Below are 25,707 nucleotides of genomic sequence, written 5' to 3'. Positions count from 1 at the left end.
GAATGGCAGCCGTCGGTCCAAACGGTCAAGTGGAGAAATCTACAAAGCCACTCATTATAGGTAGCAAAAACACGTAGAGGCCAGCCCAGAGTGGTGCGCCTTCGATAATCGCCCCATGCCTGCTGCCACGCCCCTGCCCGAATCCCTGTGCCATCTCGATGGCGAGTACCTGCCGCTGCGCGACGCCAAGGTGAGCGTCCTGGACCGCGGCTTCATCTTCGGCGACGGCATCTACGAGGTCGTGCCGGTGTACGAGGGCCGCCTGTTCTGCTTCGACGAGCACATGGCCCGCCTGGAGCGCTCGCTCGACGAACTGCGCATTCCCAACCCGCACGACCGCGGCGGCTGGCGCACCATCGCGGAGCAGCTGATCGAGGCCTCGGAGCGCTCGCCCTCCCAGTCGCTCTATATCCAGATCACCCGCGGCGTCGCCATCCGCGACCATGTGATGCCGGCGGGCCTCATCCCCACGGTCTTCGTGATGCTCAACCCGCTCAAGCCCGTGGCCGACAAGGCCCGCGCCGAGGGCGTGGCCTGCGTCACGGCGGAGGAATTCCGCTGGCAGAAGGCCCACATCAAGAGCACCAGCCTGCTGGGCGCCGTGTTGGCGCGCCAGATCAGCGTGGAAGCCGGCGCCGCCGAGACGCTGATGTTCCGCGGCGAGCTGCTGAGCGAGGCCTCGTCGAGCAACGTGTGGGTGATCAAGGACGGTGCCGTCGCCGGCCCGGTGCCCGACCACCGTGTGCTGCGCGGCATCCGCTATAGCCTGCTGCAGCGGCTGTGCGAATCGCGCGGCATTCCCTTCGCGCTGCGCGACATCACCCGCGACGAAGTCTTCGCCGCCGACGAACTGCTGATCTCCTCCGCCACCAAGGAGATCGTGCCCGTCACCCGCCTGGACGGCCGCCCGGTTGGAAAGGGCGTGCCCGGCCCCATCTACCAAGCCTTGTATGCGGCCTACCAGGACGCCAAGCAGGAGCCCCAGCCATGACCGACACCCCCGCCACCCCCGGTTCGACCGACCCGCGCAAGGATTCGCTGATCGAATACCCCTCGCGCTTTCCCATCAAGGTGATGGGTGCGAAGGTGGACGGCTTCGTCGGCGCCGTGACGCACATCGCCAGGCAGTTCGACCCCGAGTTCGACGCCGGCACCATCGAGCTGCGCGACAGCCGCGCCGGCAACTACCTGGGCGTGACCATCACCATCACCGCCACCAGCCGCGAGCAGCTGGACGAGCTCTACCGCACGCTGTCCTCGCACCCGATGGTCAAGGTCGTGCTGTGAGCGTGGCCGACGGCGAAGCCCCGGCCGCGGCAGAAGCCGTCCGCCCGCCCCCACCCACGCCCGAGTGGCTGGGCCGTGTGGACTACGCCGCCACCTTCGCCGCCATGCAGCGCTTCACCGCCGAGCGCACGCCCGAGACCGCCGACCGGCTCTGGCTCTGCGAGCACGATCCGGTCTTCACGCAGGGCCTGGCCGGCCGGCAGGACCACCTGCTGCTGCCGGGCGACATCCCCGTCATCCAGACCGACCGCGGCGGCCAGGTCACCTACCACGGCCCGGGCCAGGTGGTGGCCTATCCGCTGCTCGACCTCCGACGCGCCGGCTACTTCATCAAGGAATACGTCTACCGCATCGAGGAGTCGGTGATCGGCACGCTGGCCCACTTCGGCGTGACCGGCCACCGCGTGCCCACGGCGCCGGGCATCTACGTGCGGCTGGACGACCCTTTCTCGCACGCGGCGCTGACCGGCCCCATGCCCGGCGGTGACCCCTTCCGCGGCCTGGGCAAGATCGCCGCGCTGGGCCTCAAGGTCAGCCGACACTGCACCTACCACGGCGTGGCGCTGAACGTGGCCATGGACCTGGAACCCTATTCGCGCATCAACCCTTGCGGCTACGCAGGGCTGCGCACGGTCGACCTTTCTACAATCGGCGTCCCCGTGGCCTGGGACGATGCCGCCCAGGTACTGAGCCGGAAGCTGCAGGCCTACCTCCTGCCCTGACACCGCCCGGCCCCTCCCAGAAAGCCTCCCAATGAGCTCCACCGAAGTCGTCCGCGACGCCCAGAGCGCCGACACCTACAACCCGCTGGCCAAGCAGAAGGCCGCTGCCAAGCTCTCGCGCATCCCCGTCAAGGTCGAGCATTCGGGCGAGGTGCTCAAGAAGCCCGAATGGATCCGCGTCAAGGCCGGCAGCCCCACCACGCGCTTCTACGAGATCAAGCAGATCCTGCGCGAGTCCAACCTGCACACGGTCTGCGAAGAGGCCTCCTGCCCCAACATCGGCGAATGCTTCGGCAAGGGCACGGCCACCTTCATGATCATGGGCGACAAGTGCACCCGCCGCTGCCCCTTCTGCGACGTGGGCCACGGCCGGCCCGACCCGCTGGACAAGGACGAGCCGCTCAACCTGGCCAGGACCATCGCCCGGCTGCGCCTGAAGTACGTGGTGATCACCAGCGTGGACCGCGACGACCTGCGCGACGGCGGCAGCGGCCACTTCGTGGAATGCATCCAGAAGACGCGCGAGCTCTCGCCCACGACGCAGATCGAGATCCTGGTGCCCGACTTCCGCGGCCGCGACGACCGGGCGCTGGAGATCCTCAAGGCCGCGCCGCCGGACGTGATGAACCACAACCTGGAGACCATCCCGCGCCTCTACAAGGAAGCGCGGCCGGGCTCCGACTACCAGTTCAGCCTGAACCTGCTCAAGAAGTTCAAGGCGCTGCATCCCAACGTGCCGACCAAGAGCGGCATCATGGTCGGCCTGGGCGAGACCGACGAAGAGATCCTGCAGACCATGCGCGACATGCGCGCGCACGACATCGACATGCTGACCATCGGCCAGTACCTCGCGCCCAGCAACAGCCACCTGCCGGTGCGCCGCTACGTGCACCCCGACACCTTCAGGATGTTCGAGGAAGAGGCCTACAAGATGGGCTTCAGCCATGCCGCCGTGGGCGCCATGGTGCGCTCCAGCTACCACGCCGACCAGCAGGCCGGCCATGTGCTGGCCGCCGGCGCCGAAGCCGCGCCTGCTGCCTGATCACCGCACCATGAGGCAGCTGGCGGCGCCTGCGCGCACCGTCCTGCCCGTACGGGTGGTGAAGCCGTGATCTCCACCACCGCCCTGCGCTACTTCGTCGAATCGGTGCGCTGCGGCTCCATCCGCGCCGCCTCCGAGATCCTCTTCGTCGCGCCCTCGGCCATCAGCCGCCAGATCGGCCTGCTCGAAGAGACGCTGGGCGCGCCGCTGCTGGAGCGCAGCCGGGGCCGCTCGACCCTCAAGCTGACGGCCGCGGGCGAGCTGCTGATGCGCTATGCCAAGAGCGTGGACAGCGAATCGCGGCGCCTGCGCTCCGAGATCGAGGCCATCCAGGGCCTGCGCCGCGGCCACGTCAACCTGGGCATTCCGGAATCGCTGATCCGCGACTTCATGCCCGGCTTCATGGCCCGCTTCACGCGGCGCTTTCCGGGCTTCACCTTCAACGTGCAGGTCTACAACAGCCCGCAGCTGATCGAGATGCTGGTGGACGACCGGCTGGACCTGTGCCTGACCTTCGGCAACGTCACCCATCAGGACGTGACCATCGCCTATCAGCGCCTGCTGCCGCTGTACGTGTACGTGAGCGCCGACCATCCGCTGCACGGGCGCGAGACGCTGCGCCTGTCGGACTGCGCCGAATACGGCCTGGCGCTGCCCGACGCCACCATGTGGACCAAGCAGCAATACGACGAGATGCTGTCCAAGGCCAAGATCCGGCCCAAGGTGGCGCTGGAGACCAACTCCTACGAGCTGCTGCGCAACGTCTCGGCCGAGGGCATGGCGCTGTCGATCCTGACGCCGCCGCTGCAGGACACGCAGCACCTGGCCGGCCGGGGCCGCTACGTCCTGCTGAAGGACCCGCGCGCCAAGCCGCAGCGCTTTTCGCTGTGCGTGCATCGTGGGCGCAACCTGCCGCTGCCGGTCACCACCTTCACGGCGGAGCTGACCTCGGCGCTGGAACAGCTGGAGCCCGAGAAGGTGTGAACGCGCCCGCCCTCGGTGCCGCCCGGCCCGGCCGCCGCGGCACGGGCCCGTGCACTGTGGGGCGCGCTCAGCCCGCCGCTTCCTCGGCCGCCAGCTCGGCCGGCGTCCTGTACTTCTGCACCGAGGCGAAGCGGCTCACCAGGTAGTCGCCCGACTTGATCGGCGCATGCCGCGGCGCCTCGCCCGGCTCGACGAAGCCGGGCAGGCAGGCCACCGGCGTGTCGTAGTCCAGGTTGAAGAAGGTCGGGATCGAATAGCGTTCGCGGCCGGTGCGGTTGGCCACGCGGTGCAGGTTGGACACATAGCGGTCGTTGGTCCATACCTTCACCAGGTCGCCCAGGTTCACCACCAGCGTGCCCTCGATGTACGGCGCGGCCACCCATTCACCGGCCTTGGTGCGCAGTTCCAGGCCGCCGATCGGGTCCTGCACCAGCAGGGTTAGCATGCCGTAGTCGGTGTGCGCGGCGGCGCCCAGTTCCAGCTGCGTCGGCGACTCCTGCGGCGGATAGTGGAAGAGCCGCGCCTGCACCATCGGCTTGCGGGCGTACTGCAGGAAGAACGCCTCCGGCTGACCCAGCGCCAGCGCAAACACGCGCAGCAGGCGCTTGCCCAGCGCGATGGTGTGGTTGAAGTAGGCCATCGCGGCCTCTTCCAGCCAGGGCTTGTCGGCCGGCCAGCGGTTGGGGCCATGCAGCGGGCGCCCGGCCTGCACGTCGGCATCGGTGAGCGGCAGGTCCAGGCCCAGTTCGTAGCTTTCCTTCAGGTCGGGCTTGTGGCCCGGATGCTGCGTCACGCCGATGGGCATGAAGCCGCGGCGGAAGCGCTCATCGATCTTGTCCTTCAGGCGCTCCTCCATGGGCAGCGACATGTAGCGGCGGGTGGCGTCGAACACGGCATCGATGACGGCCTGCGGCACGCCATGGTTCTTCACGTAGAAGAAGCCGGTGCGGGTACAGGCCTCGCGGAACTGCGCGACCAGCGGCTCGATGGGACCGCCGGCGATCCATTCGCCCAGGTCGAGGACGGGCATTTCCTGCGCCGAGGCACGGCGGGGCGCGACCACCGCGTGGTCGTTCGATTCGGTCATGGGAGGCTCCTTGGTTTTGGGGGTGCGCGCGGCTCGGAAAGACTAGCTGCCGCGCGAGAGATCGGTGAAGGCGTCGGCCCAGAAGATCACGCGCCGCGCGATCCAGCGCACCGCCGCATGCAGCACGATGCCGATGAGCGAGAGCACGATGAGGATGGCGAACATGCCCGCCGCGTCCATCGAGAAGTTGCGCTGCAGGATCAGGTAGCCCAGTCCCGCCTGGGCGCCGACGAACTCGCCCACGATGGCGCCGATGACCGACAGCACGATGCCGATGTCCAGCCCCGCGAACACATAGGGCAGCGCATGCGGCAGCCGCACCATGCGGAACACATGCCAGCCCGAGGCGGTGAAGGCGCGCATCAGGTCGATCTGCTCGCGCGGTGCCGAGCGCAGGCCGACGATGGTGTTGGCCAGCACCGGAAAGAACACGATGGTGGCCGTGATGATCACCTTCGACGTGGTGCCGAAGCCGAACCACAGCACGAACAGCGGCGCCACCGCCACCTTGGGCACGGTCTGGAAGGCCACCACGTACGGGTAGAGCACCGCCTCCAGCAGCGCGCTCTGGCCGATCAGCGCACCCAGCACGAAGCCGGCCAGCGCCCCGGCCGCGAAGCCGGCCAGGATCTCGTAGAGCGTGACCCACAGGTGCGACGGAATGTCGCCCGAGGCGATGCCGTCGTAGAGCGCCTGCACCACGGCCAGCGGGCCGGGGAAGATCAGGTGCGACACGTCGAGCGCCGTGACCGCCAGCTGCCAGGCGGCCACCACCGCCACGAACACGGCAACGATGAGCACGCGCCGGCGCATCGGTGTGAGACCGGTGGCGCGCGCAGGCGCGGTCTCGGCCGCGTCGGCCACGGCGGCGCCCGACGGCACGGAAGAGGTCAGGGTGTCGGCCATCAGTCCAGCCCTCCGCTGGCATGCAGGTTCGCGCGGATGCCGGACACGTAGGTGCCGAAGCGCTCGGTGTTGATCAGGTCCAGGGTGCGCGGCGAGGGCAGGTCCACCTCCACCACCTGGGTCACGCGGCCGGGCCGCGGCGACATGACGATCACCCGGTCGCCCAGGAAGACCGCCTCGGGAATGCTGTGCGTGACCAGCATGATGGTGGCGCCGGTGCGCTCGCGCAGCTTGAGCAACTCGGTGTTCATGGTCTCCCGCGTCATGGCGTCGAGCGCGCCGAAGGGCTCGTCCATGAGGAGCAGCAGCGGATCGTTGACCAGCGCGCGGGCGATGCCCACGCGCTGCTGCATGCCGCCCGACAGCTCGCTGGGGTACTTGGTCTCGAAGCCGGACAGGCCCACCAGCTGGAGGTAGTGCCGGGCCCGTTCTCGCGCGGCGGCGCGGTCGCGGCCCTGGATCTCGGCCGGCACCAGCACGTTGTCGAGGATGTTGCGCCAGGGCAGCAGCACAGGCGACTGGAACACCACGCCCACGTCGCGGCTGGGGCCGGCATGCGGACGGCCACCCAGCTCCACCTGGCCGCGGCTGGCGCGCTCCAGGCCGGCCAGGATGCGCAGCAGCGTGCTCTTGCCGCAGCCGCTGGGGCCGACCACGGTGACGAACTCGCCGCGCCGCACGCTGAAATGCACGTCGTGCAGGGCGACGACGTCGCCGCCGTCCTTGGAGCGGAAGGTCTTGTGCAGGCCGCCGAAGCGGAAGGCCGGCGGCGCTTCGGGCGCCAGGGTCGAACTCATGCGAGGTCCTCGGGAGAAGGGTCAGACGGCGGCGTCGGCCAGCGCCACCCAGTCGTCGATGGCCGCCAGCGCCTGCGCGCGCTGCGCCTCGGGCATGAACGCGGCCTCGAAGCTCTGGCGCGCCAGTTGCGCCAGCTCCGCCTGCGTCAGGCCCAGCGCCTGCTGGCAGGCGAGGTAGTTGTCGTTGACGTAGCCGCCGAAGTAGGAGGGGTCGTCGGAATTGACCGTGACGCACAGGCCGGCGTTCATCAGCGTCTTGAGCGGATGCGCCGCCATGTCCGTCACCACCTGCAGCTTGAGGTTGGACAGCGGGCACACCGTCAGCGGAATGCGGCGGCGCGTCAACTCCTGCACCAGCGCCGGGTCGTCCAGGCAGGCATTGCCGTGGTCCAGCCGGTCCACCTGCAGCAGCTCCACCGCCTCGCGTACATAGGCGGCCGGGCCTTCCTCCCCGGCATGGGCCGTCACCTTGAAGCCCAGTTCGCGGCAGCGGGCGAAGAAGCGCTCGAACTTCGAGGGCGGATGGCCCAGCTCCGCGCCGCCCAGGCCGAAGCCCAGGATGCGGTCGAACCAGGGCTCGGCCTCGGCCAGGAGCGCCATGGCCTCCTCTTCGCTGCGGTGGCGCTGGGCCACCAGGATCAGGCCGCTGGTGATGCCGTCCTCGGCCTCGGCGGCCTCCATGGCCGAGAGCACGCCCTGCATCACCACCGCCAGCGGCACGCCGCGCGTGGTGTGGCCCTGCGGCCCCAGGAACATCTCGGCATGCCGCACGCCGTCCGCATGGGCGCGGCGCAGGTAGTCGCGCGTCACCTCGCGGAAGTCGGCCGCCTGCAGCAGCACGCGGCAGCCGTCGTAGTACAGGTCCAGGAAATCCTGCAGCCGGGTGAAGCGGTACGCCGCGCGCAGTTCGGCCTCGGTCTGCCAGCGGATGGCCACGCCGTTGCGGCGGGCAAGAGCCAGCATCAGCTCGGGCTCGATGGAGCCCTCGATGTGCATGTGCAGCTCGGCCTTGGGCAGGCCGGCGATGAACTGTTCAGGCGTCATGTCAGACGTTCTTGCAGGCCTTGGCGGCATCGATGACGGCCTTCTGGTCGAAGCGGTTGATCGCCTCCACGAAGCCGGGCTTGAGGTAGAGCATCGACTCGACCGGCACCGTGCGCTTGATCAGCCCCTCGCCCTGCATGAAGTCCTGCATGCGGCCGTAGGCCGCCGGGTCCATGGCGCCGATCAGCTTGCCCCCGTTCATGGCGTGGGCTGCCTTCATGGTGTCCAGCTGCGTGTCGAGCAGGGCCAGGTCCCACTTGGCGAGCGTGGCCTCGTCGGCACCGGTGGGCTTGGTGGAGGGGAAGTTCTTCCAGTGGATGCGGCGCGCGCAGTCGGGGTTGGTCCAGGCGAAGAGCGTGGCCTTGGCCGCGCCGCGCGAGATGGCCTCCACCATCGCCGGGTCGGTGTCGATGGTCTTCTGCATGGTGGCAAAGGTGAAGTCGGGCAGGGCGCGCCAGGCCGGCGCGTACAGCACCCGCAGCGGCGTGCCGGCGTTCTGGAAGCCGGTGAGCGCCGAGCCCCAGAACATCAGCGCCTGCACGCGGTCGCTCTTGAGCGCTTCGAGCGCGGGTGCGCCGGCGCCGGTGGCGATGATCTGCACGTCCTTGTCAGGATCGATGCCGTTGGAGCGCAGGTAGCCCTTGAGCAGCGGCACGCCGCCGGTGCCCAGGCTGAAGATGCCGATCTTCTTGCCCTTGAGGTCCGTCACGCTCTTGATGGGGCCGTCCTGCGTCACGCCGATGCCCCAGTCGATGACGCCGGTGCCCATGAGCCCGCGTACGGCCACGTTGTTGTCGGTGTTGGCCTGGATCAGGCCGGTGGAGTTGACCTGCGCGAACTCCACGCCGCCGGCCACCATCTGCTGGATGCCCTGCAGCGAGCCACCCACGGTGACCACCTTGACGTCGTAGCCCTCCTCCTTCCAGTAGCCCAGCGCGATGGGCAGCGTGAGCCAGGGATAGGTGACGTTGACCACCTGCGTGCCCAGGGCGATGGTGACGGGCTTGAGCGGCTTGGCGGGTGCCTGCCCATGGGCCGGCGCCAGCGCCGCGAGAGCGGCCGCAAAGCCCAGGGCCAGGCGGGCAAAACCAATACGCAGAGCGGTTGTCGTGGGGGAGAGCATGCGGGGTCCTCTGTCTTGATGCAGGAAAAGATAGCACCCGTGAAGTTCACCTTGGGATCAGATTTCAGCAATTCATGTACTGATTTTTTGCACATTCAGACGCAGCGCGGCATGGGGCTGTTCGATTCGCAAACGACGCGGATCGGGACGCATGGCTACAGTGCCGGGCTCGCCGGACCCGCCATGCTCGCCATCCTTTCGATCACCGTTCCCATCTATCTCGCCATCGCTGCCGGCTGGCTGGTCACCCGCAGGGGCCTGTTTGCCCGGACGGACATGCGGGTGCTGGGGCAGTTCGTCATCCGGCTGGCGCTGCCGGCCCTGCTGTTCAGCGCGCTGGTCCAGCGACCGACGGGCGATGTGCTCAACCTGCGCTACATGCTGCTGTACGCGGTGGGGTCGCTGCTCACGCTCTTCGTGGGCCGCTGGTGGGCGGCGCGACAGGCACCCGCCGGCAGCCCCGTGCCGGCGCTCGTGGCCATGGGCATGAGCTGCCCCAACAGCGGCTTCGTCGGCTACCCCATCCTGTCGATGGTGATCGCGCAGAGCGCCGGCCTGGTGCTGGGCCTGAACATGATCGTGGAGAACCTGCTGCTGGTGCCGCTGGCCATGGCGCTGGCTGATGCCGCCGACGGCCGCGGCGATTGGCGCCTCACGCTGCGGCGCACGGCGCACAGCCTGGCGCGCAACCCCATGATCTGGGCCATGGCGGCGGGCGTGGCGGTGGCGCTGACCGGCCTGCGCCTGCCGGCGCCGCTGCTGCGCACCATCGGTCTGTTCGCGCAGGCCAGCACCGCACTGTCACTGTTCGTGATCGGCGGCTCGCTGGTGGGCCTGGGCCTGGCGGGCATGCGCCGCCAGGTGCTGCGCATCGCGGCCGGCAAGCTGCTGCTGCACCCCGCTTTGATGCTGGCCGTGCTGCTGGCCGCCGAGGCGCTGGGCATGCCGCCCATGGAGCCGGCGCTGCGCCTGGCGCTGGTGCTGTCGGCGGCTGCGCCCATGCTGAGCATCTATCCGATCCTGGCGCAGCCGCATGGCCAGGATTCGCTGGCGGCCGCCTCGCTGCTGGCCACCACCGCCCTGTCCTTCTTCACCATCAGCGCCCTGCTGGCGGTACTGCCACACCTGCTCGGCATGTAGCCGCGGCACGCCGGGCCCGCGCTGCGCCCTCACACGGCAGCGTGGGCCCATTCAAATTTCCTCCGACTTTGCCCCCGACCATTCGCTCGCGCCGGTCTCCTGCCGGCGCCCATGGTTCCAGCCGACGGCTGGCCGTGGCTCGAAAGGAACGGAGCAAGAATGAAGAACACCCTCGTCGCCCTGGCCTGCGGCGCGCTCGCCGGGGCCGCCTCGGCCCAATCGTCTGTCACCCTCTTCGGCACCATCGACACGGGCGTGACCTACCAGTCGGCCACGGCCACCGATGCCACCACCGGCCTCACCACGCGCCAGAGCCGCACCAGCCTGGGCAACTCGGGCTACGGCAACAGCAGCCTGGGCCTGCGGGGCGTGGAAGACCTCGGCGGTGGCCTGGCCGCCAGCTTCTGGCTGGAGGCGCCGCTGTCCACCGACGATGGCGCCGGCAGCCTGTCGTTCACGCGCCGCTCGACGGTGAGCCTGTCGGGCCGTTTCGGTGAACTGCGCCTGGGCCGCGACCGCACCGCCAACTCCCTGAACGACACGATCTTCGACCCCTTCGGCGGCAACGGCTCGGGCGCGAACATCATCGGCGCGGTGAGCGCGGCCGACACCGGCCTGGCGACCAACTACCTGCGCGCCAGCAACATGGTGGGCTACTTCCTGCCGGCCACGCTGGGTGGCTTCTACGGTCAGGTGCAGTACGCAGCGCACGAGAACGTGGACACCAGCACCAGCCTCACCGGCACCAGCGATGCGGGCCGCTACACCGGCGCGCGCTTCGGCTATGCCAACGGCCCGCTCGACATCGCCCTGGCCTCCGGCCAGACCACCGTGACCGACAGCGGCAGCCTCACCCGCACCGTGCGCCGCAGCAACCTGGGGGCCACCTACGACTTCGGGCCGGTCAAGCTCTTCGGCGAACTCTCCAACGTGCGCGACCGCTCCGACACGCTGCAGACCTCGCTCAGCAACAACTACGACGGCTACCTGATCGGCGCCAGCATGCCGGTGGGCGCGGGCCTGATCCGCGCCTCCTACGGCCAGGTGCGCTACGACGAAGGCGCGCTCGCGCCGCTCTACGGCGAAGCGCCGCGCTCGCGCAAGCTGGCGCTGGGCTATGTGCACAACCTGTCCAAGCGCACGTCGCTGTATGCCACCGTGGCGCGCATCAGCAACCGCAACGACAGCGCCTACACCGGCAGCCTGTCGGCCGCGGCCACCACCGGCTACGGCTCGGTGGGCGTGGGCTACAGCGGTCTGCCGAAGTCGTCCACGGGGTACGACTTCGGCATCCGCCACAACTTCTGACCGGGAGGCCGCCGTGAGAGCTGGAGCCCGCACCGACGCCACCGCCTGGCGCACCGCGCCCGCGAGCCTGCCTGCCGGCGTACAGCCGGCCGACACGACGGCCGACCTGCGCGCCGTGCTGGCCGCCATGGCAGCCGGGCCGCGCCTGGCGCCGGGCGTGTCCGTCGACTGGCAATTGCCGGCCCATGCCCTGTGGGTCGCCATGGCGCCGAACGGCCTGGCACAGGTGCTGGGCCGCCTGCTCGCGCTGGCCGCCGAACTGCTGGCGCCCGCCGGCGGCGTGCTGCGCGTGCACGCACGCGCCGAAGGCGCCACCGCCGCCGTCTCGGTGGTGGACGAGCCGGCAGACCGGCAGCCGCCCGCGCTGGCCCGGCGCGTGCACGGCTTCTCGCAGGCCGTGCATCCGGAGCGCGACGCCGCGCTGCGGCCGCTGGCCGAATGCGCCCAGGCCATCGATGCCCACCGCGGCCGCCTCTATGCCGCCCCCTCGGCCTGGGGCGCGATGGGGGCCACGCTGCGACTGCCCCTCGTGCCATCCGTGAAGGAGCAAGCCTGATGTCCCCCTCGAAGCAAACCGGCCGCGGCTACCGTGCCCTGGGCCCCGTCACCGCGCTCGTCGGCGTGTTCAGCGGCGTATGGCTCAGCTGGAGCCCGTGCACCGCCGACCCGCACCCGAGTCACCAGGATTTGTTTACCCTCGGGCCCATCGTCCAGCACGCCCCCCCGCCCGGCGAGTTGCCCTGGCCCTTCCGGCCATCGGCGCGACCGGCGGCAGCCCAATGCCCCGCCTGACGCTCACGCGCAAACTCTTCCTGGCCCTGGCCACCCTGCTGCTCACGCTGCTGGTGGCCTTTGCCGTTTCATCGATGCTCTCGCTGCGCAGCGGCCTGGGGCCGTACGTGGCCGAGATCGAGATCCGCCGGCTGAGCTGGCTGGCCGAGCGGCTGCAGCAGCACTACGTGGCCAATGGCAACTGGTCGCGCCTGCGCGGCAATGAGGAGGCATGGAACCGGCTCCAGCGCGGCGAGGTGGACCCGGCCTCGCTGGCGCCACGCGAACGCCCGCCCAGCCTCTGGGACCGGTCCTCGCGCGGTGGCGGCTGGGCTCTGCCTTTCGGCGAGGACCGCGAGCCCCCATCGCCGCTGGAGCCGGGCGGCCGGATCGCGCCGCCCTGGTTCTTTCCCTTTCCCCGCGGCGAGGGTGGTCCGCCCGACCTGATCTTCAAGCGCTTGGCGGTGGTCGACACGGCCGGCAAGCTGGTCGTGGGCGCCAAGGTGGACCCGACCACCGCGGCGCACCTGCCCATCCGCAGCGGCACGGTCATCATCGGCCAGCTGCTGCTGGCGCCCATGCAGGGCCTGGAGCACGAAGCCGACCGCGCCTTCCTGGCGCGGCATTCGGGCTTCATCGCGCTGGCAGGCGCAGTCGGCCTCGTGGCCGCGCTGCTGATCGCAGGCCTGGTCGGCCGGCGCTGGCTGGCGCCCATCGACGACCTCACCCACGCGGCCCGGGCCGTGGCCCGCGGCCGGCTGGGCACGCGGGTGCGTGTGCAGGGGCAGGACGAGCTGGCCCTGCTCGGCCGCACCTTCAACACCATGGCCGACCGCCTGGACAAGGCCGAAGCCGGCCGGCGCGCCTGGCTGGCCGACGTGGCGCACGAGCTGCGCACCCCCCTGGCGGCCATGCGGGCCGAGATCGAGGCCATCCAAGACGGCGTGCGCAGCTTCGACGACCGCACGGCCCTGCGGCTGCATCGGCAGGTGATGCGCCTGACCCAGCTGGTGGACGACCTGCGCCACAGCATGGACAGCCATGGCACCGCGCTGCGCGAGCACGCGCCCACCTACCCACTCACGTTGCTGCAGGAGGCATTGGCCGCCACGCGCGACCGCTTTGCGCAGGCCGGCATCAAGGTCGAGGCCGGCGGCGTGCGCAGACTGGCCGAGGAGCGGGCGCCCCGCGTGCTGGGCGAGGCCCGCAAGCTCAGCCAGGTGTGGATCAATCTCCTGGAGAACACGCTCGCCTACACCGATGCGGGCGGCCGCCTCGCCATCGAGGCCCGCATCGACCGGGTGGACGGCGCGCCGGCGCTAGTCGTGCAGCTGGACGACAGCGCCCCCGGCGTGACCGAGGACGAGCTGCCGCGCCTGTTCGACCGCCTGTTCCGCGCCGAGGCCTCGCGCAACCGCGCGCTGGGTGGCTCGGGCCTGGGCCTGGCCATCTGCCGCGCCATCGTCGACGCCCACGGCGGCGACATCGAGGCCGGCGCATCGCCGCTCGGCGGCCTGCGCATCACCCTCTTCCTTCCCCTTTCGGACACCGAACCCTCATGACCCGCATCCTCATCGTCGAAGACGAAACCGACATCGCCGACGTGCTGCGCGACTACCTGCGCCGCGAGGGCCACCAGACCGACCATGTGGCCGACGGCCGCGAGGCGCTGCGCCACATGCTGGAAACCCCGCCCGACCTCACGCTGCTGGACGTGATGCTGCCCGGGCTGGACGGCCTGTCGGTACTGCAGCAGGCGCGGGTGCACACGCAGCACCCGGTGATCATGCTCACGGCCCGCACCGAAGAGGTCGACCGCCTGCTGGGCCTGGCCCACGGCGCGGACGACTACGTGTGCAAGCCCTTCTCGCCGCGCGAGGTGGTGGCCCGCGTGGCCGCCGTGCTGCGCCGCACGCGCGCACCGCAGGAAGTGGCCGCCGCCGCGCACGGCATGGAGCTGGACGAGAGCTGCTGGCATGCCTCGCTCGGCGGGCAGCCGCTCAACCTCACCCGGCGCGAGTTCTCGCTGCTGCGCGTGCTGGCCCGGCAGCCGGGACGCATCTTCTCGCGCGCACGGCTGCTGGAGCTGGCCTATGAAGACGATGTCGACGTCACCGAACGCGCCATCGACAGCCATGTGAAGAACCTGCGGCGCAAGCTGTCGCAGGCGGCGCCCGAGCACGAGTGGATCCGCTCGGTCTACGGCGTGGGCTTCTCCTTCGAGGCGCCTCCGGCGCCGGCCGCACCCCGCGGCTGAGCGGCTGAGCGGCCGCGCGTCCCGTGCCCGCGAGTGTGGCGGGCGCGCGTCGGTCTGCGGCGGGATGTGCACTTTGCCACCCCGCTGCGCAATGCCTCCCAGGTCGGCGCCAACACTGATGTCTTCCTCGACACACCCAGAAGGGACGCAAGACATGGCTTCATTCCGACCACTCGCCGCCGCAGGGGCCGCCCTGCTCGCCGCCGGACTTTCCGGCTGCATCATGCTGCCGCCACCCCCGCCACCGCAGGCCCATGCCCAGTGCATGATGCGCCCCGCCGGCGGCCCGCCGATGCCGCGCCCCGACGCGGAGGCAGGCTGCGGCGCGCCACGTCCGGGCCCGGGCATGGGCATGGGCTTCGGTGAAGGCGCCATGCCGCGCGGTGGCATGCCCATGCCCTGAGCGGCGCCGCCACGCATCTGGGGCACACTCCGGGCCCCGATGCGCGCCGCCTTCCTGATCGCCCCCGCCACACTCGCCCAGCACCTGCCCGTTGCCGCCTACCAACGGGGCCTGGAGGCCTATCGGCGCCAGCAGGTCGTCAGCCATTCGCTCGCACCGGCCAGCCGCAGCGAATGGCGCATCGAGGGCGAAGTGCAGGGCGAGGACCGGCAGGTGCACGAATGCAGCGTGCTGCTGGAGCTGGACGCGGATGGCCGCATCGCCAGCTTCGGCAGCGACTGCAGCTGCGCCGCCGGCAGCCGCTGCCGGCATGCGGTGGCCCTGACGCTCAAGGCCGCCTACCAGAGCGGCACCGTGCGCGGCGCCGAGCCGCCCTCCCCGCCGCGGCCCCCAGCGCCGGCCGCACCTGCGGGACTGCCGCCCTCGCTGGGCCTGTTCGACGATCTGGCGCCACCGCCCGCTGCGCCCGAGAGCGATCCACCGATCTACCTGCTGCAGGAAAGCCGCCGCAGCCCGCGCGAGCCGGCACGGCCGCTGCTGGCCTGGCGGCTGGCCCGGCCGCTCAAGCGTGGCGGCTGGGGCCGGCTGCGCTCGCCCGATGCCGATGCCATGGTGCGGCTGGGCCTGCCCGGCGGCGGGCTGTCCGAGGCCGACCGCGAGTGCCTGGCCCACATCGGGCGGCTCGGCGGTGCCTTCTACCTGCACACCGCCAGCGGCCTGCTGCACGGCGCCGAGGCACCCGCCGCGCTGCAGGCCGCGGCCCGCACCGGCAAGCTCTTCCTGGCCGATGCCGAGGGCCGGCCGCAGGGTGCGCCGCTGCGCTGGGGGGCGCCGCGCGCCATCGGCTGGCACTGGGCGCCGGCCACGCTGGGCGATGCGCCGGCCTGGGCCCTGCTGGCGGTGCTGGCCGAGCCGGGGGAAGGCCGCACGCTCTATGCCTCGCTGCCGCCGCTGTACCTGGACCGGACCACTGGCGAATGCGGCGTCGCCCAGGCCTCCGGCCTGTCGCCTGCGCAGCTGACTCAGCTGCTCACCCTGGGGCCGCTGCCGCAGTCGGCCTTCGACGATGCGCAGGCCGAGCTGCTGCCGCGACAGCTGGGCATGCCACTGCCCGCCCGCGCCGACCATCCGGAACCCTGGCCGGTCAGCCTGCCGCAGCCCTGCCTGCGCCTGCGGCCGGTGCCGCCGGCCGAGCGCGCCGCGCGCGGCCTGCTCGTCGCACTGCTGGACTTCGACTACGGCGGCCTGCGCGGCCACTGGCCGGAGCATCCAGCGCGGGTGCTGGCCGAGCACGACGGGCGCCGCGTGCTGCTGCAGCGCGACCTGGCCGCCGAGCAGTGGGCGCGCCAGCGCCTGCAGGCGCTGGACCTGTCGGTCGACGCGCTCGGCCGCTGGCACGGTGCCTCGGCGGCACGCTGGCTGGACTGGGCCGTGAGCGGCTGGGCCGCACTGACGAATGCCGGCTTCCGTGTCGAGCCCGACCCCGCCCTGCGCGGCCTGGCCGAGCCGCCCCATGCACTGGCGCTGCGCATCGTGGAAGGAACGCCCGAGGACGCGGCGCCCGCTGGCGAAGCCCCGGACGAGCGTTCCGCCTCGCCCTGGTTCGAGCTGTCGCTGGGCATCGAGATCGACGGCGAGCGCCACAACGTGCTGCCCTGGCTGCCGGGCCTGCTGGCGCAGATCGAACACGGCCCCGACGGACCCCAACTGCCCGACTGGCTGTGGCGCGAGCAGCCCGACGGGCGCTGGCTGCGCCTGCCCTCCGCCCCGCTCAAGCCCTGGCTGCAGGCCCTGCTCGACCTCGTGGCCGAGCGCCCCGCCCCCGACTGGGAGCAGGCCGCGACGCTGCGCCTGACGCAGGTGGAGGCCCTGCGCATCGGCGCCACGCTGGACGACGGCGCGGTGTGGGACGGCGCGGACCGCCTTCGAGAGTTGCTGCGCCAACTGGGCGGCGACGCCGCGCTGCCCACGGTGCCGGCACCGGCCGGCCTGCAGGCCGCCCTGCGTCCGTACCAGCAGCAGGGCATGGACTGGCTGCAGTTCCTGCGCCGCCACCAGCTCGGCGGCATCCTGGCCGACGACATGGGCCTGGGCAAGACGCTGCAGACCCTGGCGCATCTGCTGCGCGAGAAGGAGGACGGCCGGCTGGACCGGCCCTGCTTGGTGCTGGCACCGCTCAGCCTGCTGGGCAACTGGCGGCGCGAGGCCGCCCGCTTCGCGCCCGCGCTGCGCACCGCCGTGTGGCACGGCCCGCAGCGCCATGGCCGCGGCGGATTCGGCGGCACCGACCTGGTCATCGCGCCCTATTCGCTGCTGCCGCGCGACCGTGTCTTCTGGCAGAAGCAGGCCTGGCACGTGGTGGTGCTGGACGAGGCGCAGCAGATCAAGAACGCCGACTCGCAGGTGGCCCAGGTCGCCGCCAGCCTGGAAGCGCGCCAGCGCGTGGCCCTGTCGGGCACGCCGCTGGAGAACCACCTGGGCGAACTCTGGAGCCTGTTCCACTTCCTCATGCCCGGCTTCCTGGGCAGCCAGGCGCGCTTCCGCGAGGTCTTCCGCACGCCCATCGAGCGGCATGGCGACACGGCCTGCCTCGAACAGCTGCGCAGGCGCGTCACGCCCTTCCTGCTGCGGCGGACCAAGCAGAACGTGGCCAAGGAGCTGCCCGACAAGATCGAGACCCTCAGCACCGTCACGCTCGAAGGCCCGCAGGCCGACCTGTACGAGACCATCCGCCTGGCCACCGAGCGCCAGGTGCGCGAGTCGCTGGCCGAACGCGGGCTGGCGCGCTCGCAGATCCAGGTGCTCGACGCACTGCTCAAGCTGCGCCAGGTGTGCTGCGATCCGCGGCTGGTCAAGTCGTTGCCCGCGGCGCAGCAGGTGCGCCAGTCGGCCAAGCTCGAATGGCTGATGGACGTGCTGCCCGAGATGCTGGACGAAGGCCGGCGCGTGCTGCTGTTCTCGCAGTTCACCAGCATGCTGGCGCTGATCGAGGCCGCGCTGCGCGAGCGCGGCCTGCGCTGGACCACGCTCACCGGCCAGACCACCGACCGCGAGGCCGCCATCGCCCGCTTCACCCGCGGCGACGTGCCGCTCTTCCTCATCAGCCTGAAGGCCGGCGGCGCGGGCCTGAACCTGCCCGAGGCCGACACCGTCATCCACTACGACCCGTGGTGGAACCCCGCCGTCGAAGCGCAGGCCACCGCCCGCGCCCACCGCATCGGCCAGCAGCGGCAGGTGATGGTCTACAAGCTGGTGGCCGAGGGCACCATCGAGGAACGCATCCTCGCCATGCAGGCGCGCAAGGCGGCCCTGTCGCAGGGCCTGCTGGAAGGCGGCATCAGCGGCGACCGGCTGCTGTTCACCGAGGACGACGTGGCGCTGCTGCTGCGCCCCCTGGGCAGCTGAGCCTGGCGCGCAAGCAGGCGACAGCCCGAGCGAGGCCGCGCCGCTATGCTGGCCGGCAGAACGGCCGCAGCCGGCCGCACCCTCAGGAGACCGCTTCATGACCGCCCAGCAACTCGTGGCCGAACAGTCCTTCGGCACCGTGTCCGACCTCATCCGCCTGCATGCGCGCGAACAGCCATCACGGCCCGCCCTGGCCGATGCGCACGGCCGGCTCGACTACGCCGCGCTCGACGCCCGCATGGACCGCGTCGCCGCCGCCCTGCAACGCGACGGGCTGGGCGTGGGCGATGCCATCGCCGTCTGCGCCAATGCCTCGGTGGACTACGTCTGCGTCTTCCTCGGCGCCCTGCGCGCGGGCGTGGCGGTGGCGCCGCTCGCCCCCGGCAGCGCACCGGACAGCCTGGCGCGCATGGTGCGCGATGCGGATGCCCGCCTGGTGTTCGTCGATGCCGTCGGCAACGCGGCCATGGGTGATGCGGGCGAGTCCGCCGCGCCGCGCATCGCGCTGCAGGGCGAGGTGGCCGGCGCCCGGCCGCTGGCGGACTGGCTCGCGCCCGAAGGCGCCACCCCGCAGCCAGCCGAGGTGCAGCCCGCCACGCCCTTCAACATCATCTATTCGTCGGGCACCACCGGCGAGCCCAAGGGCATCGTGCAGGGCCACGGCATGCGCTGGGCCCACATCCAGCGCGGTGCGGTCTACGGCTACGGCCCCGAGTCGGTCACGCTGCTGTCCACACCGCTGTACTCCAACACCACGCTGGTGGTGTTCTTCCCCACGCTGGCCTTCGGCGGCTGCGTGTGGCTGATGCCCAAGTTCGACGCGGGCCAGTACCTGCAGCTGGCCGAGCGCGAAGGCGTGACGCACACCATGCTGGTGCCGGTGCAGTACCAGCGGCTGATGGCGCACCCGGACTTCGACCGCCACGACCTGTCGCGCTTCCAGGCCAAGTTCTGCACCAGCGCGCCCTTCCGCGCCGAGCTCAAGGCCGACGTGCTGGCGCGCTGGCCGGGCGGGCTGATCGAGTTCTACGGCATGACCGAAGGCGGCGGCACCTGCATCCTGGAGGCGCATGCCCACCCGGACAAGCTGCACACCGTGGGCTGCGTCGCGCCCGGCAGCGACATCCGCCTGATCGACGACGAGGGCCGCGAGGTGCCCGCGGGCGAGGCCGGCGAGGTCGTGGGCCATTCGGCCGGCATGATGGTCGGCTACCACAAGCAGCCCGCCAAGACGCGCGAGGCCGAATGGTTCGCGCCCGACGGCAAGCGCTTCATCCGCACCGGCGACGTGGGCCGCTTCGACGCCGACGGCTTCCTCACGCTGTTCGACCGCAAGAAGGACATGGTCATCAGCGGCGGCTTCAACCTCTACCCCAGCGACCTGGAAGCCGTGCTGCGCCGCCACCCGGCCGTGGCCGACTGCTCGGTGATCGGCATTCCCTCGGAGCAATGGGGCGAGACGCCCGTGGCCTACGTGGTCCACCGGCCCGGCGACACCACCGCACCCGAGACGATCCGCGAATGGGCCAACGAGCAGTTGGGCAAGACCCAGCGTCTGGCCGGCCTGCGCTTCATCGACGAGCTGCCGCGCAGCGCCATCGGCAAGGTGCTCAAGCGCGAGCTGCGGGAGCGCTGGGCCGCGGCCCCTTCAAACTGACTCTCGGGTTGCTATACGCTTCTCGCGTATGATCGACCGATGTTCACGGTGAGCGAAACGCGGGCTTTCGTGCGCAGCATGGCGGCGATCTGGGCAGAGGGCGAGCGCGAGGCCTTCATCGACTGGATCGCCCGCAACCCGCTGGCCGGCGACCTGATCGTGGGTTCTGGCGGGCTGCGCAAGGTGCGCTGGTCGCGCGCCGGTGCGGGCAAGCGAGGCGGCGCGCGCGTCATCACCTATGCCTTGCTGGACGAAGGCCAGGTCTGGCTGTTGATCGGCTACACCAAAGCGCGCTTCGACACGCTGCCCACCGAATTCCTGGTTCAACTGCGAGAGGAGATCGACGATGCCCCGCCGAAACGCTGATGCGGAAATGCAGGCCTTCCAGAACGATCTTCTGGAGGCCGTGAAGGACATGAAGGCCGGTCGGGCCGCCCGCGTCACGCGCGTGGAGATTCCCGACGCTGCCGATGCACGCGCCCGCGTCGGTTTGTCGCAGACGCAGTTCGCACAGTTGCTGGGTGTGTCGGTGCGCACTCTGCAGAACTGGGAGCAGGGCCGCTCCCAGCCCTCCGGCGCGGCACAGACGCTCATCCGTGTGGCTCGCGTGGCACCGCAGGTGCTGCGCAGCGTCGCGCCCTGACGCCGATGACGTGGCGCTCCGCCGTCAGCAGCGGGCCGACGCCCGCCGCCCTCTCGCTGCGCGACTACGGCCCGTCGCGCGGCAGCCATGCGCACGACCACTTCCAGGTGCTGGTGGCGCTGCAGGGCGTGCTGGCGCTGGAGGTGGAGGGCCGGGGACGGCGCCTGGCCGCGGGCCAGGGTTTCGTCGTGGCGCCGGGCGATCGCCACGACTTCGAGGCCGAGGCGGGCGCCAGCCGCTGCCTGGTGCTGGACACCCGGGACGCGGCCTGGACGCCGCATGCGGGCCGCGCCGCCGAGGGCCCACGGGCGGCGGCACTGGCGCATTACCTGGGACTGTGTCTGGCCCAGCCGCAGCCGGCGGCGCTGGCGCTGGCCCAGGCTCCCTGGCTGCTGTGCGAAGCCTGGACCGCACCGCCCTCGCGGCCGCCGCGCGGCCGGCCCATCGACTGGGCGGCGCTGTCGGCCTGGGCCGCGGCCCACTGGCAGGGGCCCCTGGGCGTGGAGGACCTGGCCGCGCGCGCCTGCCTCAGCCCGAGCCAGTTCGCCCAGCGCTGCCGCGATGAGCAGGGGCTGAGCCCGCTGGCCTGGCTGCGCGCCCTGCGCCTGGCGCAGGCGCGCCACCTGCGCGCCCAGGGCCTGGCGGTGGCCGACACGGCGCGCCGCACGGGCTACCGCTCGCCGTCAGCGCTCACGGCGGCGCTGCGGCGCGACGGCGGCTGGCGCACCTGAAGGGCACCGTCTTCCCGGTCGGGCGCGCTGCCAGCCTGCGGCGGCCTGCCTTTGACGCACACCAAACGCCGCGCGCCGTCTTAAGACTGCCTAAATGCCCTGGAGGGACCATGGCGCCCGTTCCGGCCCATGCCGCCTCGCCTTCCGCGGGCCGCACCGGCCGCCCGGCCCGCCAGGGCCTCATTCCACGATGCGCCCGCCATGACCACCGCCACACGCTCCCACCCACGCTACACGCCCTCCGCCATCGCCCTGCACTGGGGCATGGCCCTGCTCATCGTCGCCGTCTACGGCTGCATGCTGGCCTCCGACAACTTCCCGCGCGGCAGCGACACCTACCTCCTGCTGCGCGGGCTGCACTACAGCCTGGGCCTGCTGGTGCTGCCGCTGGCCTGCCTGCGCCTCGCGCTGGTGGCCCGGCAACCCCGCCCCGCCATCGTGCCGGCGCCGGCCGCCTGGCAGGAGCAGCTGGCGCGCTGGATGAAGTTCGCGCTCTACGGGCTGATGCTGGCGATGCCGCTGCTGGGCTGGCTCTCGTTGGCGGCCAAGGGCACGCCGGTGGCCTTCTTCGGCATGCCGCTGCCTTCGCCGCTGCCGCCGGCGCCCAACCTGGCCCACCTGATCAAGGAAGTGCACGAGGCCGGCGCCAGCGTGGGCTATGCACTGGTGGGCGCCCACACGGCCGCGGCCCTGGTGCACCACCATGTGCTGCGCGACAACACCCTGCGCCGCATGCTGCCCGGGCGGGCCTGACAAGGTGTGAACGCTGGCGCCGCTTTCGTCCCCGAGCGGCCCACCGCCCGAGGCCTCTCCCTCCTTGCCAGATCGCAGTCGCGCGACGAGAGACCGGCGGCGCGCGACGATGCGCCCGCCTAAGCTCGGCGGATGCGCCTTCTCTCCGCCTCCACCCTGCATGCCCTGGCCGCCATCGCGCTGTGGGCCTCACTGGCCTCGCTGGGCACCGCGCTTGCGCATGTGCCGCCCTTCCTGCTCACGGGCGCCGCGCTGATCATCGGCAGCCTGCCGAGCTGGCCGCTGGTGCTGCGCGACCGCCGCGCCTGGGCGGTGCCGCCGCGCACGCTGGCGCTGGGCATCTACGGGCTCTTCGGCTTCCACTTCCTGCTGTTCATCGCGCTGCGCCATGCGCCGCCGGTGGAGGCCAACCTGGTCAACTACCTCTGGCCGCTGGGCATGGTGGTGCTGGCGCCGGTGCTGCTGCCCGGCACGGCGCTCAGGCCCTTGCATGTGGTGGCCGCGCTGCTGGGCTTTGCGGGCGCGGCGGTGGCGATCCTGAGCGCCCGCAGCACGGGGGGCGTCGGCGGTTTCGCCTGGGGCTTCGTGCCGGCGCTGGGCTCGGCCTTCATCTGGGCCAGCTATTCGCTGTGGACGAAGCGCGTGCCGGCCTTTCCCACCTCGGCCATCGGCGCCTTTGGGCTGGTCTCCGGGCTGCTGGCCCTGGCCTGCCATGCACTGCTGGAGCCGGCAACCAGCCTGTCGGCGGGCGACTGGGCGCTGGTGGCGCTGTGCGGGCTGGGTCCGCTGGGCGCGGCCTTCTTCTTCTGGGACCGGGCGCTCAAGACGGGTGATGCGCGACAGATCGGCATCCTGAGCTACCTGACGCCGCTGTTGTCGACGACCCTGCTGCTGGTGGTGACCGGCCGGCCGCTGACCGGCGGCATCGCGGTGGCGGCCGCAATGATCGTGTCGGCGGCGGTGATGGGCTCGCGGGCGCGCTGAACGGCGTCGCCCCCGCCCCACGGCACCCGCAGCACCCGCGGCGCACGCGCGGGCCCTCTGCGTGAAGAATGTCGCGTGTGACGCTGCAACAGCGTGTCCGGCGCGCGGCGGGACGACGAAGAGCGCTTCGTTGGCACTGAATTCGCTATGGTCGATGGCACAAGGCAGGCGTCCGGCGCATGCCTTCGTGAAGAACAATCCATCCATCCCCCGCTGTCACACCCGCACATTCCAGAAGAGAGGACATCGTTCATGGCCAAGATCCAACCCGGCGTGGGCCCACGCTTTCCCCAGGTGGTGGTGCTGGTCGGCGCCACCGGCGACCTGGCCCGGCGCAAGTTGCTGCCCGGCCTCTTCCACCTGTGCAGCGCCGGCTTCATCCCCGCCTGGCGCATCGTCGGCTGCTCGCTGGACGACCTGGATGCCGAGGGCTTCCGCCGCTTCGCCCGCGCCGCGCTGGACGAGTTCGGCAGCCGCAAGGTCGACCAGGCGGCCTGGGAGGCCTTCGCCGCCACGCTCGACTACGTGCCGCTGTCGGCCGGCGCGCCAGCGCTGGCCGAGGCCGTGGCCCGGGCCGAAGCCGAACTGGGCACCGAGTCCCGCCGCCTGCACTACCTCAGCGTGCCGCCCAAGGCCGCGCTGCCCGTGGTGCGCACCCTCGGCGAGGCCGGCCTGGTCGAGCGCGCGCGCATCGTCATGGAAAAGCCCTTCGGCACCGACCTGGCCAGCGCCCGCGACCTGAACGCGAAGCTGCACGAGGTGTTCGAAGAGGAGCAGATCTTCCGCATCGACCACTTCCTGGGCAAGGAGGCGGCGCAGAACATCCTGGCCTTCCGCTTCGCCAACGGCCTGTTCGAGCCGATCTGGAACCGCACCTTCATCAACCACGTGCAGATCGACGTGCCCGAGACGCTGGGCCTGGGCAAGCGCAGCGCCTTCTACGAGCAGACCGGCGCCTACAAGGACATGGTGGTCACGCACCTGTTCCAGATCCTGGGCTTCGTCGCCATGGAGCCGCCCACGTCGCTGGAGCCTGTGCCCATCAGCGAGGAGAAGAACAAGGTCTTCCGCAGCATGCTGCCGATCCCGCCCCAGGACGTGGTGCGCGGCCAGTACGCCGGCTACCGGCAGGAGGAAGGCGTGGACCCGGACTCCGACACCGAGACCTTCGTCGCCCTCAAGTGCCACATCGACAACTGGCGCTGGGCCGGCGTGCCCTTCTACCTGCGCACCGGCAAGCGACTGGCCGAGGGGCAGCGGGTGATCTCCATCGCTTTTCGCGAGCCGCCCAAGAGCATGTTCCCGGCCGGCAGCGGCGTGGGTTCGCAGGGGCCCGACCACCTGACCTTCGACCTGGCGGACGCGTCGAAGATGTCGCTGTCCTTCTACGGCAAGCGACCCGGGCCGGGCATGCGGCTGGACAAGCTGAGCCTGCAGTTCGCCATGAACGACACCGGCTACGTGCACGAGGTGCTGGAAGCGTATGAGCGGCTGATCCTCGACGCCATGCGCGGCGACCGCACGCTGTTCACCACCGCCGAGGGCATCGAGCGGCTGTGGGAGGTGTCACAGCCGCTGCTGGAGGCGCCGCCGCCGGTGCGCCTGTACCAGCCCGGCTCATGGGGACCGAAGCCGGTGCACCAGCTGATCGCGCCGCATGCGTGGCGCCTCCCTTTCGAGCGGGCGTGGCGGCCGACGAGCCAGGGCCAGGGCTGAGCCCCTGACCCGTCCGCTGCGCCTTTTTGCGCTTTCAGCTCACCCCAACCACAGCACGAAGGCCGAGGCCACCAGGCAATAGGCACCGAACAGGTACCACCGGCCCGACTCCAGCCAGGACGACAGCCAGCGCAGCGCCGCCAGGCCCGCGAGGAAGCTGAGCGCCATGCCGAAGGCGCTCGGCGCCAGCACACGGCCGAGGTCGTGCACGGCCACCGCATGGCCGGTGCCCGAGGCCGTGAGCAGCCGGTGCGCCTCTTTGACGATCACGGCCGGCGTCAGCACGACGGCCAGGGCGAAGCTGAATTCCTCGGCCTTTCGCCGTTCGATGCCCGCCGCCATGGCGGTGGAGATCGTGGCCCCCGAGCGGGAGAAGCCGCGGAAAGGCAGGCACAGCCCCTGCACGGCGCCGATGAGCATCGCCGAGGGGCCGCCGACGCGCCGGCCGGCCCGCTCGGGGATGAAGGACGCCGCAATGATCAGCACGCCCGCCGCGGCCAGCGCCGCGGCCATGAGGCGCGAATTGCCGAACAGGTGCTCGATCTCGAAGTTGGGATCGGACGCCAGCACCCAATGCTTGATGGCGAACTGCAGCCCGAGGCCGACGACGCCCGTGCAGACCGTGGCCAGCGCCACGGCCGTCGCGTTCTGCCTGAAGGAGGCCCATGAGCCGAAATAGGCCTTCTTCCAGCTGCGCCAGAAGTAGGCGATGACGGCGAACATCGTGCCGGTGTGGAGCATGACGAGCAGCATCGTCATCTCGGGCGTGGTCGGGTCCAGCCCCATCAATTTCTCCGCAGCGATCACGTGCGCGGAGCTGGAAACGGGGAGCAGTTCGGCGGCACCCTGGATGAGGGCCAGGATGGCGACTTGGAGGGCGTTCATGGTCGCGGACAGGATGTCGAAGTGATTTCAGTACCGCCGGCGGCATGGCATGGCCCGCGCGA

At 71.1% G+C, this 25,707-nt stretch carries 25 protein-coding genes; 19 read left to right on the top strand and 6 right to left on the bottom strand.

Annotated elements, in window-relative coordinates; all coding sequences use genetic code 11:
- Positions 1–115 precede the first annotated feature (115 nt).
- The 5 genes from ABIC63_RS25755 (at position 116) to ABIC63_RS25735 (ending at position 4,035) form a co-directional block, all read left to right on the top strand.
- On the top strand, positions 116–991 hold the full coding sequence (locus ABIC63_RS25755; protein ID WP_354321863.1) for an aminotransferase class IV: 876 nt from the start codon (positions 116–118) through the stop codon (positions 989–991).
- A complete protein-coding gene (locus tag ABIC63_RS25750) occupies positions 988–1,287 on the top strand; it encodes a YbeD family protein (RefSeq protein ID WP_294377191.1) in 300 nt (99 codons plus the stop codon). The genes ABIC63_RS25755 and ABIC63_RS25750 overlap by 4 nt, the downstream gene beginning before the upstream one ends.
- Before the next feature lie 104 nt (positions 1,288–1,391).
- Complete coding sequence (gene lipB, locus ABIC63_RS25745) at positions 1,392–2,009, top strand: lipoyl(octanoyl) transferase LipB (protein WP_502935914.1); 618 nt, start codon at positions 1,392–1,394, stop codon at positions 2,007–2,009.
- Between the two features lie 31 nt (positions 2,010–2,040).
- Positions 2,041–3,051, top strand: coding sequence for a lipoyl synthase (gene lipA, locus ABIC63_RS25740; RefSeq protein WP_354321862.1), 1,011 nt, complete (start codon positions 2,041–2,043; stop codon positions 3,049–3,051).
- 66 nt (positions 3,052–3,117) lie between these two features.
- Positions 3,118–4,035 (top strand): LysR family transcriptional regulator, encoded by a 918-nt coding sequence (locus ABIC63_RS25735; RefSeq protein ID WP_354321861.1) that lies wholly within the window; start codon positions 3,118–3,120, stop codon positions 4,033–4,035.
- A gap of 67 nt (positions 4,036–4,102) precedes the next feature.
- On the opposite strand, the gene ABIC63_RS25730 is transcribed toward ABIC63_RS25735, so the two are convergent.
- The 5 genes from ABIC63_RS25730 to ABIC63_RS25710 are packed head-to-tail and all read right to left on the bottom strand — an operon-like array spanning position 4,103 to position 8,992.
- Positions 4,103–5,122, bottom strand: coding sequence for an isopenicillin N synthase family dioxygenase (locus ABIC63_RS25730; RefSeq protein ID WP_354321860.1), 1,020 nt, complete (start codon positions 5,120–5,122; stop codon positions 4,103–4,105).
- Between the two features lie 42 nt (positions 5,123–5,164).
- On the bottom strand, positions 5,165–6,028 hold the full coding sequence (locus tag ABIC63_RS25725; protein ID WP_354321859.1) for an ABC transporter permease: 864 nt from the start codon (positions 6,026–6,028) through the stop codon (positions 5,165–5,167).
- On the bottom strand, positions 6,028–6,825 hold the full coding sequence (locus ABIC63_RS25720) for an ABC transporter ATP-binding protein (protein WP_354321858.1): 798 nt from the start codon (positions 6,823–6,825) through the stop codon (positions 6,028–6,030). The genes ABIC63_RS25725 and ABIC63_RS25720 overlap by 1 nt, the downstream gene beginning before the upstream one ends.
- Before the next feature lie 21 nt (positions 6,826–6,846).
- The gene (locus ABIC63_RS25715) at positions 6,847–7,869 is read right to left on the bottom strand and encodes an adenosine deaminase (protein ID WP_354321857.1); all 1,023 of its coding nucleotides are present in this window, start codon (positions 7,867–7,869) and stop codon (positions 6,847–6,849) included.
- Between the two features lies 1 nt (position 7,870).
- On the bottom strand, positions 7,871–8,992 hold the full coding sequence (locus ABIC63_RS25710; protein WP_354321856.1) for an ABC transporter substrate-binding protein: 1,122 nt from the start codon (positions 8,990–8,992) through the stop codon (positions 7,871–7,873).
- Between the two features lie 183 nt (positions 8,993–9,175).
- Here ABIC63_RS25710 and ABIC63_RS25705 point away from each other — a divergent pair, with 183 nt between their 5' ends.
- From ABIC63_RS25705 to zwf, 14 genes are all read left to right on the top strand, one after another.
- Complete coding sequence (locus ABIC63_RS25705) at positions 9,176–10,132, top strand: AEC family transporter (RefSeq protein WP_294377170.1); 957 nt, start codon at positions 9,176–9,178, stop codon at positions 10,130–10,132.
- Positions 10,133–10,291: 159 nt separating this feature from the next.
- The gene (locus ABIC63_RS25700; protein WP_354321855.1) at positions 10,292–11,440 is read left to right on the top strand and encodes a porin; all 1,149 of its coding nucleotides are present in this window, start codon (positions 10,292–10,294) and stop codon (positions 11,438–11,440) included.
- Positions 11,441–11,453: 13 nt separating this feature from the next.
- Positions 11,454–11,996 (top strand): ATP-binding protein, encoded by a 543-nt coding sequence (locus ABIC63_RS25695; protein ID WP_294377165.1) that lies wholly within the window; start codon positions 11,454–11,456, stop codon positions 11,994–11,996.
- A 223-nt stretch (positions 11,997–12,219) separates the two neighbouring features.
- Positions 12,220–13,773, top strand: coding sequence for an ATP-binding protein (locus ABIC63_RS25690; protein WP_354321854.1), 1,554 nt, complete (start codon positions 12,220–12,222; stop codon positions 13,771–13,773).
- Positions 13,770–14,468 (top strand): response regulator, encoded by a 699-nt coding sequence (locus tag ABIC63_RS25685; RefSeq protein WP_294377160.1) that lies wholly within the window; start codon positions 13,770–13,772, stop codon positions 14,466–14,468. The genes ABIC63_RS25690 and ABIC63_RS25685 overlap by 4 nt, the downstream gene beginning before the upstream one ends.
- Before the next feature lie 154 nt (positions 14,469–14,622).
- Positions 14,623–14,871, top strand: coding sequence for a hypothetical protein (locus ABIC63_RS25680; protein ID WP_304307837.1), 249 nt, complete (start codon positions 14,623–14,625; stop codon positions 14,869–14,871).
- Positions 14,872–14,910: 39 nt separating this feature from the next.
- Positions 14,911–18,276 (top strand): SNF2-related protein, encoded by a 3,366-nt coding sequence (locus ABIC63_RS25675; RefSeq protein WP_354321853.1) that lies wholly within the window; start codon positions 14,911–14,913, stop codon positions 18,274–18,276.
- A 97-nt stretch (positions 18,277–18,373) separates the two neighbouring features.
- A complete protein-coding gene (locus ABIC63_RS25670) occupies positions 18,374–19,933 on the top strand; it encodes a class I adenylate-forming enzyme family protein (RefSeq protein ID WP_354321852.1) in 1,560 nt (519 codons plus the stop codon).
- A gap of 39 nt (positions 19,934–19,972) precedes the next feature.
- A complete protein-coding gene (locus ABIC63_RS25665) occupies positions 19,973–20,299 on the top strand; it encodes a transcriptional regulator (RefSeq protein WP_294377150.1) in 327 nt (108 codons plus the stop codon).
- Positions 20,280–20,576 (top strand): helix-turn-helix domain-containing protein, encoded by a 297-nt coding sequence (locus tag ABIC63_RS25660; protein WP_294377149.1) that lies wholly within the window; start codon positions 20,280–20,282, stop codon positions 20,574–20,576. The genes ABIC63_RS25665 and ABIC63_RS25660 overlap by 20 nt, the downstream gene beginning before the upstream one ends.
- Positions 20,577–20,581: 5 nt before the next feature.
- On the top strand, positions 20,582–21,307 hold the full coding sequence (locus tag ABIC63_RS25655; RefSeq protein WP_354321851.1) for an AraC family transcriptional regulator: 726 nt from the start codon (positions 20,582–20,584) through the stop codon (positions 21,305–21,307).
- A gap of 201 nt (positions 21,308–21,508) precedes the next feature.
- On the top strand, positions 21,509–22,060 hold the full coding sequence (locus ABIC63_RS25650; RefSeq protein ID WP_354321850.1) for a cytochrome b: 552 nt from the start codon (positions 21,509–21,511) through the stop codon (positions 22,058–22,060).
- A gap of 132 nt (positions 22,061–22,192) precedes the next feature.
- Complete coding sequence (locus tag ABIC63_RS25645; protein ID WP_354321849.1) at positions 22,193–23,044, top strand: DMT family transporter; 852 nt, start codon at positions 22,193–22,195, stop codon at positions 23,042–23,044.
- Between the two features lie 252 nt (positions 23,045–23,296).
- A complete protein-coding gene (zwf, locus tag ABIC63_RS25640) occupies positions 23,297–24,760 on the top strand; it encodes a glucose-6-phosphate dehydrogenase (RefSeq protein WP_354321848.1) in 1,464 nt (487 codons plus the stop codon).
- Positions 24,761–24,799: 39 nt separating this feature from the next.
- On the opposite strand, the gene ABIC63_RS25635 is transcribed toward zwf, so the two are convergent.
- On the bottom strand, positions 24,800–25,645 hold the full coding sequence (locus tag ABIC63_RS25635) for an undecaprenyl-diphosphate phosphatase (protein ID WP_354321847.1): 846 nt from the start codon (positions 25,643–25,645) through the stop codon (positions 24,800–24,802).
- Positions 25,646–25,707: the final 62 nt, after the last annotated feature.

The organism is Pseudacidovorax sp. 1753 (assembly GCF_040544975.1).
Lineage (GTDB): Bacteria > Pseudomonadota > Gammaproteobacteria > Burkholderiales > Burkholderiaceae_C > Xenophilus.
Note: the sequence above shows the minus strand (reverse complement) of the source record. Positions and strands in the feature narration are given on the sequence as shown.